Origin of the sequence: Ligilactobacillus sp. WC1T17 (assembly GCA_900110005.1) — a bacterium.
Lineage (GTDB): Bacteria > Bacillota > Bacilli > Lactobacillales > Lactobacillaceae > Ligilactobacillus > Ligilactobacillus ruminis_A.
Genome location: FOCC01000021.1, coordinates 1 through 7,476, shown reverse-complemented (window position 1 = coordinate 7,476; position 7,476 = coordinate 1). Strand labels below are relative to the sequence as shown.

The 7,476-nt window shown below is 36.2% G+C and carries 18 protein-coding genes; 10 read left to right on the top strand and 8 right to left on the bottom strand.

From position 1 onward, the window contains the following. Both BMX26_RS09315 and BMX26_RS09310 read right to left on the bottom strand, forming a co-directional pair. Positions 1 to 235 (bottom strand): hypothetical protein (locus tag BMX26_RS09315; RefSeq protein ID WP_075531141.1); only part of this gene is annotated, 235 nt, incomplete at its 3' end. Positions 236 to 362: 127 nt separating this feature from the next. Next, the gene (locus BMX26_RS09310) at positions 363 to 587 is read right to left on the bottom strand and encodes a hypothetical protein (protein ID WP_075531140.1); all 225 of its coding nucleotides are present in this window, start codon (positions 585 to 587) and stop codon (positions 363 to 365) included. Between the two features lie 547 nt (positions 588 to 1,134). Between BMX26_RS09310 and BMX26_RS09305 the strand changes: the two genes are divergently transcribed. The 9 genes from BMX26_RS09305 to BMX26_RS09265 all read left to right on the top strand — a co-directional run bounded on the left by BMX26_RS09305 (position 1,135) and on the right by BMX26_RS09265 (position 4,118). Continuing rightward, positions 1,135 to 1,440 carry a polymorphic toxin type 50 domain-containing protein gene (locus BMX26_RS09305; protein ID WP_225355252.1) on the top strand — a complete coding sequence of 102 codons (306 nt, stop codon included), beginning with the start codon at positions 1,135 to 1,137 and terminating at the stop codon, positions 1,438 to 1,440. A 2-nt stretch (positions 1,441 to 1,442) separates the two neighbouring features. Beyond that, positions 1,443 to 1,640, top strand: coding sequence for a hypothetical protein (locus BMX26_RS09300; protein WP_075531139.1), 198 nt, complete (start codon positions 1,443 to 1,445; stop codon positions 1,638 to 1,640). A 531-nt stretch (positions 1,641 to 2,171) separates the two neighbouring features. Next, positions 2,172 to 2,393 carry a hypothetical protein gene (locus BMX26_RS09295; RefSeq protein WP_225355251.1) on the top strand — a complete coding sequence of 74 codons (222 nt, stop codon included), beginning with the start codon at positions 2,172 to 2,174 and terminating at the stop codon, positions 2,391 to 2,393. A gap of 45 nt (positions 2,394 to 2,438) precedes the next feature. Then, positions 2,439 to 2,693: a hypothetical protein gene (locus BMX26_RS09290; protein ID WP_075531138.1), complete on the top strand. Its 255-nt coding sequence runs from the start codon at positions 2,439 to 2,441 to the stop codon at positions 2,691 to 2,693. 20 nt (positions 2,694 to 2,713) lie between these two features. Continuing rightward, positions 2,714 to 2,953 (top strand): hypothetical protein, encoded by a 240-nt coding sequence (locus BMX26_RS09285; protein WP_075531137.1) that lies wholly within the window; start codon positions 2,714 to 2,716, stop codon positions 2,951 to 2,953. Between the two features lie 110 nt (positions 2,954 to 3,063). Continuing rightward, a complete protein-coding gene (locus BMX26_RS09280) occupies positions 3,064 to 3,273 on the top strand; it encodes a hypothetical protein (RefSeq protein WP_075531136.1) in 210 nt (69 codons plus the stop codon). Beyond that, complete coding sequence (locus BMX26_RS09275; protein ID WP_075531135.1) at positions 3,266 to 3,478, top strand: hypothetical protein; 213 nt, start codon at positions 3,266 to 3,268, stop codon at positions 3,476 to 3,478. The genes BMX26_RS09280 and BMX26_RS09275 overlap by 8 nt, the downstream gene beginning before the upstream one ends. A 115-nt stretch (positions 3,479 to 3,593) precedes the next feature. Continuing rightward, entirely contained in the window at positions 3,594 to 3,899 is a 306-nt protein-coding gene (locus tag BMX26_RS09270; RefSeq protein WP_075531134.1) for a hypothetical protein, read from the top strand. A 6-nt stretch (positions 3,900 to 3,905) separates the two neighbouring features. Next, complete coding sequence (locus BMX26_RS09265; protein WP_075531133.1) at positions 3,906 to 4,118, top strand: hypothetical protein; 213 nt, start codon at positions 3,906 to 3,908, stop codon at positions 4,116 to 4,118. Between the two features lie 128 nt (positions 4,119 to 4,246). Here the strand turns inward: BMX26_RS09265 and BMX26_RS09260 are convergent, their stop codons facing one another. The 6 genes from BMX26_RS09260 to BMX26_RS09235 all read right to left on the bottom strand — a co-directional run bounded on the left by BMX26_RS09260 (position 4,247) and on the right by BMX26_RS09235 (position 6,931). Continuing rightward, on the bottom strand, positions 4,247 to 4,435 hold the full coding sequence (locus BMX26_RS09260) for a hypothetical protein (protein WP_075531132.1): 189 nt from the start codon (positions 4,433 to 4,435) through the stop codon (positions 4,247 to 4,249). A gap of 370 nt (positions 4,436 to 4,805) precedes the next feature. Then, positions 4,806 to 5,198, bottom strand: a complete 393-nt coding sequence (locus BMX26_RS09255) for a type II toxin-antitoxin system HicB family antitoxin (RefSeq protein WP_075531131.1) — start codon at positions 5,196 to 5,198, stop codon at positions 4,806 to 4,808. A 118-nt stretch (positions 5,199 to 5,316) separates the two neighbouring features. Beyond that, positions 5,317 to 5,727, bottom strand: a complete 411-nt coding sequence (locus tag BMX26_RS09250; protein WP_075531130.1) for a GNAT family N-acetyltransferase — start codon at positions 5,725 to 5,727, stop codon at positions 5,317 to 5,319. 567 nt (positions 5,728 to 6,294) lie between these two features. Next, entirely contained in the window at positions 6,295 to 6,480 is a 186-nt protein-coding gene (locus BMX26_RS09245) for a YjcQ family protein (protein WP_075531129.1), read from the bottom strand. A gap of 2 nt (positions 6,481 to 6,482) precedes the next feature. After that, complete coding sequence (locus BMX26_RS09240; RefSeq protein ID WP_075531128.1) at positions 6,483 to 6,719, bottom strand: hypothetical protein; 237 nt, start codon at positions 6,717 to 6,719, stop codon at positions 6,483 to 6,485. Beyond that, positions 6,716 to 6,931 (bottom strand): hypothetical protein, encoded by a 216-nt coding sequence (locus BMX26_RS09235; RefSeq protein WP_082272540.1) that lies wholly within the window; start codon positions 6,929 to 6,931, stop codon positions 6,716 to 6,718. Before BMX26_RS09235 ends, BMX26_RS09240 begins: the two co-directional genes overlap by 4 nt. Before the next feature lie 111 nt (positions 6,932 to 7,042). Between BMX26_RS09235 and BMX26_RS09230 the strand changes: the two genes are divergently transcribed. Further along, on the top strand, positions 7,043 to 7,476 hold a 434-nt coding region (locus tag BMX26_RS09230; RefSeq protein ID WP_143454904.1), incomplete at its 3' end, for a hypothetical protein.

Genomic DNA, 7,476 nt, shown 5'->3' with positions numbered 1-7,476 from the left:
ATCCCCAGCCATTTGCATATGACTGGGGATATTTTCCATCCTCCAAACATTTCAAAATCACCCTGTAAGTGGCGCTAATAAATTGATTATCAATCTTTTTTCCTGATTCAAGTACATAGCTTTTATCGTGTTTATTAACGGTGATATTATCTATTTTTATATTTTTATCATGATTCCTAACTTCATATGTTACAGATTTATCGTTATTATCAAGCAAAATCATTTCAAACATCATTAGCTATCACCACCTTTATAGTCATACTTTTCTTTTGACAATTCGTTAGCCTCATAATATGTCATTTTAGGTTTAACGACCCTCCAATTTTGGAGGGTCGTATTTGATTATTTGCCATGGAACTTCCTCAATATATCGGTTTTAAATCGGAATCAGGGTCTAGTTCTGGTAATCTTTTGCTCATTAGGATTGCTTGATTGATAGTTTCTATTCCTTCCGCAATGTCTTCATCTTCGGCAGTTAACGGGTCACCCAATGGTACGACATGGTCAAATGCGCCCTTGCCGAATTTATTTTCATAAGATTCGACCGCTTTATCGAGCTTTTCAAGCATTTCTTGTGACGGATACATACTAATTCACCCTTTCAAAAGTAGTCCTAAAATCAAGTTTAAATATTCTTGGTCGTCCGTGATTTTTGCATAATGGCGTTTTCCGCTTTCGTCAATATATTTGAGTTTACCGTTTCAGTTTAACGACCATCCAATTTTGGAGGGTCGTATTTGAGAAAAACCGCCTAGCCGAAACTAGACGGTGGTTCGAGTCGCTAAACCGTGCTATAATATATACAGCATTAGTGAATATACTATATTCAACAATTAGGCTGATAGTCTAGCAGGAGCGCTCTTGTTCTGGTGTACGGCAATACACCACCAGCCAAGCGCATTAGAGTACACCCTCAAGGATATCATCTCTAAATAAAACTTGTGCATTGGTGGTCGTCAGTGCACTTTTTTATTATATCATCAAATTCAATTCTTGCCAAAAAAGCCCCGCTCCACTAAAGAAATCTCAGCATGCAAGAGTTCATCTGCATGGTTAACTTGCATGGCTAATCTGCATGATTATTTGTACGGCTTGTTTTTGGTTTAACGACCCTCCAATTTTGGAGGGTCGTATTTGAAAATAAATTCTGGTGAGTGGGGAAAAACAATTAATCCTGATAAACAACTGCCTCACATGGAATCGACATGCAAAGATGGGAAATCTTATATTTATGATTCTGTTGATGTTCAAAAATTATTTGACGACTATTATGGAACTGGTAGATTAGAGCGTGATAGATACGGGCGTCCTACGAATAAGAAAATCGTTCAATTGGGATATTCAATTGGTGTGAATGCTTCAGATAATTCAGAAGCTACGGCTATTAAAATTCACCACTCCAAGAATAGAACTCATATTGTGCCTAAGAAAGGAGAGTAGTGATGAATTTAGAACAATATTTAGGGAAGAATATTAGAGTTACTTTCGTAGATGGTCAAATCCTCGAAGGCCACTGCAATTCATTTACGGGGAAACTTGATACTGAAGATGAATTATATGATGAAATTACTATCAAAACTGACAAATACCCGTATGTTGGTTTTAATGAATCAGAAATAAAAAACATAGAACTTATTTAGCGCTCATCAGAGTGCTTTTTTTATCCTGTCACATGACGTTAAACTGGGCGATTACAGATTGAAAGGAAAAATGTTATGGTCGAAAAAGAAAAACGGCTTGGCAATCAGAATCCTACTCAATCGGTAATTCTTCCATTTTCTGTTTAACGACCCTCCAATTTTGGAGGGTCGTATTTGTTAATAAAGAAAAACAACGTAAACTAACAGCTGAATTCAGAAAGAGCGGTGGCAAGGTTTGGCAGGACGCTGAAGCAGAAGCTTATTTAAAAAAGAAAGGGGCAAATGCCATTGCACTAAGTGAAGATCTTGTAGCATTAAAAAACAAACCAACTATAAGTGAAGTTTTAGAAGAACTTTATCATGTTAAGCAATTTAGAGATGGCAAGATAGATTTAACAAATGTTTCTAGATATAAGGCTGAAATTGAAGCCCAAAATTATTTATTATCAGTAAAAAAGTTATATAATATACCTAAAGAATAAATTTTAGAAACTAAGGCTAATTTGCAATACTGGAAGGAGAGATTGAAAAATGAAAAAAATAGAAATTATTAATAAATTTTCAGCTCCTAAAAGCACAGTTTTAATCATTAACGAAGAATTGCCTGAAGAAATATGGATTGGCGATAAAGCAAAAATTAATGGTGAAACATATACTATTACAGGTGTACCTATTTCAGATAGAAATACATTTGTAGTAGACAAAACTGATAAAATAAATGTAGGTCAAATTGTTAATTTTTACAAAGCTTAAGCATTCACATAAGTTTAACGACCCTCCAATTTTGGAGGGCCGTATTTGGGTGAGAAACCAACAAAATTAGCTGATATATATCCTGGCTGGGACTATTGCGACGAAGTGACTAAGAAAGACAACTTCATAGGCCCTTATATTGGCAAGACATATCCAAATGCAACAGAAGTTCTTTCCGTGGGGTTGGAGTCGGTTTTTGAGCCGCAGAATGGTCACGTTAAATTTATTGATAAAGATGGGAAATGTCATTATGCAAAAATTACGGATGACCCCGAATACATGGATTTAATTTTAGGATGACTATTGAAAGGATGATGTTTATGACTTGGGAACCCGTAATGCCTTCAAAAGAGACTTTCGAAGCTTTTAGTAGGGCTAAAAAAGATTATGATTTAAAATTCGGAGAAGGGGCTTTTGGCAAAAAGGTACCTTTAACTGACCCTTTGCATCCTGATGAGGAAGAAATGCAAAGAGCAATTCAAAAAATTAGGCAAGCAATTAAGACAGGAAAAAAACTTCCTGAATTAGACCCTGATTCCGATTTAAAACCGATGTATTGAGGCAGTTCCATGGCAAATAATGATTATTTCACGATTGCGTATAAGGTGCTCAGCTATCTGAAATACTGTTATGAAAAGTTTAACGACCCTCCAATTTTGGAGGGTCGTATTTGTCAACAGATGTTTATGATCCGAACGATGATTTGAGAGTTATCATCCTAAAAAGTAAATCAGGAGCAGTTTTAGGAAAATACGATACAACCGGAGAAAAAGAAGTTCTTTTTCCTAGAAATGCAGTTTTTAAAGTGGTAAAATGTTACACCGAAAGACGTGAAAATGATAAAAAGGTTCCGATTATCGAGGTAGTAGAAAATGAATAAGAAGCCGTATTCTGACAGCAGATGGCACGACGCTGATTTTGAAACTGTAATGAACCTTAAACCGCTTAAGCACTCAGAAGAGTATAAGAAAATGGCAAAAAAATTTTTGAGTGAACTGTACGGTAAGGAATTGAAGGATGAAGATTTGCCGGAAGAACTGAGACCTGCAAAAACGAATGACAAAGATAACGAAGACGACAAGTAGCAAATAGTATTCAAGACGGATCAACCGTCTTTTTTTATGCCCTTTTTCCGAGTTGCAGGGCCAAAAGAACAACCGAGACTACAGGCTCCCAAGCCGGAAAATGCGAGGTAAAAATATGGAAAACGAAAATCAAGTAACTGAAACGACAGAAGAAGCTAAGGCAACTGAACCGGTCGCTGACGAGCAAACGGAGAAAGAAGCCAAGGTTGATTCTGACGCGGTTGTCAAGAAGCTTCAAAAGCGCATTGGAGCGGAACAATCCAAAAAGAACAGTTACAAAGGTTTAACGACCCTCCAATTTTGGAGGGTCGTATTTGGGGGAGCGGTTTTAGGAAAGTACGATGAAACCGAAGAAAAAGAAGTTCTATTTCCTAGAAATGCAGTTTTCAAAGTGATAAACTGGTTCCAATTATCGAGGTGACTGAAGTTGAATAAAAAGCCTTACTCTGATAGGAGATGGTATGATGGTGATATTGAAGCCGTTAAACGATTAAAGCACCTTAAGCACTCAGAAGAGTATAAGAAGATGGCAAAAAAGTTTTTGAGCGAGCTATACGGTAAGGAATTAAAAGATGAAGACTTGCCGGAAGAACTGAGACCTACAAAAACGAATGACAAATCCAACGAAGATGATGAGTAACAAAGTGGTTAGTAAACGTTTGAGTTATATACTGTTTAACGGCCCTCCAATTTTGGAGGGTCGTATTTGCCTGCAAAGTTTTTTATGTTATAATTACAGAGGCTTATCATCTTCAAGTCTAGCTCTTGCTAGGCTTTTTTAATTTCTTCAATTCTTTCGCTAATCATCGTTTGCAACTCCAACAAGTCGTCTAAGCTTGCGTATTTGCGCACGTACGTTCTAGCACTAGAGCGGTATTGATATACGCGTTGTTTATCCTTGTTTTTGTTTTTCCATTTTTCGTTAGCGCGCTTCTTCGCGTCTGTTAGTTCTGACATCTTCAACACCTCATTATCAGTCTATTAGTTTTATTGCAATATTCAACAATGTTAAAACAATCAATGTTATTAATAGGATTTCCGTTCTTGTTAAATTCCTCATAGTCTTGTTCCAGCTTTTATGATACACTCAAGTAGGAGCTAACTATTTTGAGTTAACCCCTACCGCTTGACTATTTAATCAAGCTGATGATAATGCTGATTACTTGAAGGGCAATAGAGATGATGGTTAACTTGTCTTCGAGCGTCAGCTTTTTATTTTGCTTCATAAGTTTAACGACCCTCCAATTTTGGAGGGTCGTATTTGAAAAATAATTAAAAAATTGTACAAAAAATAAGCCTACCCTCGTGTGAGAGTAGACTCTTTGCTTTAAGCTAGTTTTTCTCTTAAAGCGTCCGCTAACGTTTGAGAAAAATTAATTCCTGCTTCTTCCGCTTTTTGTGCCAAATCGCCCGGAATGGTAGTGTTCTTTTTTACCATTGGCTTTTTAACAGTACGCTTAATTTCTGCTAAATCAGCAAAAATAAGGGTAACAATAGCATCAGGATTTTCTTTTTCAACTTTGCTTAAGTCAGATACTTTAGGGTATTCTTTAGCATCATATAGCATCAACCCTAAAGCTTCCGAACCGTTTTTAAGTGCATGGGCTACATCTTTGCCTTCGCTTATGGCTCCTGGAACATCGGGAAATGTAACTGTATATACACCATTATCATTTTCATTATTATCCAAGATTGCAGGATACGCAATAACATCCGTCATAATAACCATCTCCTTTAAAAAAGTGACATCTCTGTTATTTTTATAATACGCCTTTAGTTTAACGACCCTCCAATTTTGGAGGGTCGTATTTGATAAATCGTTTTTTCACTGGTTATTTCTAATTCATTTTTGCAAATGCTACTAGCGACCCTTTATCGCAAGACTGGAAACCATTTTTTTCGTAAAAATGTCTTACATCTGGTGCATCTTCGGTCATTAAAACTTTTTGACGAACATTTTTATATTTCTTTAGAACCTGTTCCATCAGTTGAGTAGCAATACCTTGATTTTGATAAGAATTTAACACAAGAATATCTTGTATATAGATTATAGTTAACCCATCTCCAACAACTCGAATCAACCCAACCAACTCTTCATCATCCCAAACAGTTATAACTTCTAATGATTGTTCTATAGCCAGCTTAAGTGTTGGTAAATCCTGTGTATAAGCATACCATTCTACATCATTATATAATCTTTCTAATTGTTTCACATCTATATTTTTATTATTTTTAAAATTCATTTTCATTTATTTTTCCTCCTCAAAGTATATTAATTTGAAGAGTTCTTCCATAACTTATCCACTGTCTTATACCTCCTTTAAAACTTATGATATAGTATATAAAATTTTAAGGCTACTCATAACATGGATTTGTTTATCTAAAATTATTCTAACTAACAATGTTTAGGACTAAACCCATTCGATTTTTCTTGATTTTTATTGCACTTCAGCCACGGCACGGATTTCTATTTTTCTTATTCTTTAGTTATCGGGCTCATGACCGCTCACTTCCACACCTTGAGTTTAACGACCTACAATTTTGGAGGGTCGTATTTGATAATTCTGCCATTATGGTTTCACTCCTAACAATTTCAAAATATTAATTCCAATAACCAATATCCAACATACTATAGTTAATGTTTGTAGGTTTTTTCTCTTCATGGTTTGTTGTCCTCCTACTTTTGTGTTATGATACAGGAAAGGGAAGCTTGGCTTCGCCTTACTCCCTATTTCTTGGTTAGTCATCAATCCAACCAAGGAAAGTCATAATCAATGAACCGATTGCAATTAGAACATTGATTATATCCAAAGGTCTCACATCAGAGGTTTAACGACCCTCCAATTTTGGAGGGTCGTATTTGTTTGGCAAAATTGTCTGCTCGAAATATTGAGTGTACCAGGTGAGAGAACATCTACATCCACGTCAATACCGTTTTCATAACAATATTTCAAATATGATAAAATTTTATAAGCAATTGAAAAATAGTCATTATTACTCATAATTAGCCACTCCCCATAGCGCACGACTCAATTCCGGGATATTCTTTCAAAATATTAACAAGCGTAGATATAACATGCTCTTTAGAGTGAATATTACAAAAGGTGTAAGGCATATCCGTAATATCAGCTTTATAACTATGTTTTTCAACAGTAACTGTTGCTTCTTCAAAATCAGAAAAAACAGAATAAACCCATCTCTCTTTCTGGTCCTTCTTCAATTCGTATCCTAAAAAATTCATGCCTTACCCTCCTTCCATTCCTTTAATGCTTTGCCATAGTTATATTTTTTATTTGCAATTCTATGAGCTTTGCTATAAGTATATCCCTTATTATCCATTAAATCGGCTTCTAAAGCCTCGTATTTTAGCATAATTATATCATGTTTCAGAGGATTTCCAATACGAAAACGTTTTAAACTTTCGGCCATATCATAGTCAGAAACAAAATTCATGTGTTTAATTTCGCCATCGTAAATTGTTTAACGACCCTCCAATTTTGGAGGGTCGTATTTGTTGAAACGCTGACTAAGAGGACTGACGAAGTCTGCAACGCAACGTCGAGAGTGACGGACATTACCACATCATATGCTTATGCTCTTGAAACCGAGGGACGGACAAATGAAGCCGCCAGAGCAAAGCTGAAGGGGTTGGAAAGCGTTCGAAAATCACTTGAAATTCAGTTGAAACAGGAAAAATTGCTTCTTCAGGAAACGGCAAGGGTTTCCGGTGAAACCTCAAGTGCATACCAGTCACAGAAGGCAAAGGTCGAGGACCTCACTCTCAGCTACAGACAGAATGAAGCTGAGATTAGGAATCAGATAAAGGTCACGAAAATGTGGCCGGAGCATGCCAGCTTTTCACTTGAAAAAGTAAAGAACAAATTCACCAAAATCACTCCGATAGCATTGGCTGCAGTAAGCTCTGTCACTGCAGCAACATCGAGTGTTATCAGCAAGCTTGAAGAAGGTTCGGAGAAGGCGTCTGAACTCAGCAGTCA

Coding starts and splice junctions, on each gene's coding strand:
- BMX26_RS09255 (WP_075531131.1), bottom strand. CDS start 5,198: ATGACGGATGTTATTGCGTATCCTGCAATCTTGGATAATAATGAAAAT.
- BMX26_RS09240 (WP_075531128.1), bottom strand. CDS start 6,719: ATGAATTTTTTAGGATACGAATTGAAGAAGGACCAGAAAGAGAGATGG.
- BMX26_RS09260 (WP_075531132.1), bottom strand. CDS start 4,435: ATGTCAGAACTAACAGACGCGAAGAAGCGCGCTAACGAAAAATGGAAA.
- BMX26_RS09235 (WP_082272540.1), bottom strand. CDS start 6,931: ATGAATTTTGTTTCTGACTATGATATGGCCGAAAGTTTAAAACGTTTT.
- BMX26_RS09270 (WP_075531134.1), top strand. CDS start 3,594: ATGGAAAACGAAAATCAAGTAACTGAAACGACAGAAGAAGCTAAGGCA.
- BMX26_RS09295 (WP_225355251.1), top strand. CDS start 2,172: ATGAAAAAAATAGAAATTATTAATAAATTTTCAGCTCCTAAAAGCACA.
- BMX26_RS09285 (WP_075531137.1), top strand. CDS start 2,714: ATGACTTGGGAACCCGTAATGCCTTCAAAAGAGACTTTCGAAGCTTTT.
- BMX26_RS09275 (WP_075531135.1), top strand. CDS start 3,266: ATGAATAAGAAGCCGTATTCTGACAGCAGATGGCACGACGCTGATTTT.
- BMX26_RS09310 (WP_075531140.1), bottom strand. CDS start 587: ATGTATCCGTCACAAGAAATGCTTGAAAAGCTCGATAAAGCGGTCGAA.
- BMX26_RS09245 (WP_075531129.1), bottom strand. CDS start 6,480: ATGAGTAATAATGACTATTTTTCAATTGCTTATAAAATTTTATCATAT.
- BMX26_RS09250 (WP_075531130.1), bottom strand. CDS start 5,727: ATGAAAATGAATTTTAAAAATAATAAAAATATAGATGTGAAACAATTA.
- BMX26_RS09300 (WP_075531139.1), top strand. CDS start 1,443: ATGAATTTAGAACAATATTTAGGGAAGAATATTAGAGTTACTTTCGTA.